The organism is Intestinimonas sp. MSJ-38, assembly GCF_018917925.1.
Classification (GTDB): Bacteria; Bacillota; Clostridia; order Oscillospirales; family Butyricicoccaceae; genus Pseudobutyricicoccus.
In genome coordinates this window covers 1-785 of sequence record NZ_JAHLPO010000075.1, presented here as the reverse complement: position 1 = coordinate 785, position 785 = coordinate 1, and the positions used below count along the sequence as shown (strand labels likewise).

General features: G+C 52.6%; 1 pseudogene. It reads right to left on the bottom strand.

Going from position 1 to position 785, the window contains the following annotated elements:
- Window positions 1-785 (bottom strand): annotated as a pseudogene (locus tag KQI26_RS15130) (VirB4-like conjugal transfer ATPase); the annotation flags it as partial.

Sequence of the window (785 nt, the reverse complement as noted above, 5' to 3'; positions counted from 1 at the left end):
CCGTTTCCATTGAGCAGCTCTTCCCGATTGCAAAGGATCAGATTATGAGACACGGCATTGACACCGTAGTAGACTCCGCCTTTGTGCCGGATCTCCTGGCTGCGGAAAGGCGTCATCACCGCCACTGATTCTGTGGTCAGGGTGCGCATCACATCAATCCGCCGCAGGCCATAGGGCAGACAGGTATTCAGCCCATCCTCCTGCTGCCATTTCAGAATGCCGATCTGGCAGTTGCCATGGGACCCGGCCACCGAACGGATGGTTTCGGTATCCTCATCCAATTCTTCTTCCGTGTCAGCCAAATGAGTGATCGTAAGCAGCCCATGGATCATGTGCTGATCCCGAACGGTGATATCATCCATTATTTCCTTGGTCACCGACCGGGCCTGTTCCAGCTCATAGGGAATATTGGCAGAAAATTGGTTGTTCATGTTCTGCCTGGTCTGCCAGCGAGAAATATCGGTCTCCACCGCCATGATCTTCTTCTGCACTTCCTTTATGGCTTTGTCTGTGGGTTCCGGAATGAGATCCAGAGACAGCACCATGTTTTTCGGCAGATCGGCCAGCTGAGAAATCAGATCGTCTTTGATAAAGTTGGCATACTCCCGAAGAAAGAGTACCCGGCCCACCTGGTCTCCCAGCTCAAACCGATCTTTCTTAAACTCGATGCACTCCGGGGCAACAGCGTCTTTGAAGTCATGGCCTTTGCGGATGTAGTCCTTCAGGTCAAAGGAAAATTCCTGCTCCTTGGGCCGGAAGAAATCGTGGAACAGCCGCAGCCGTTC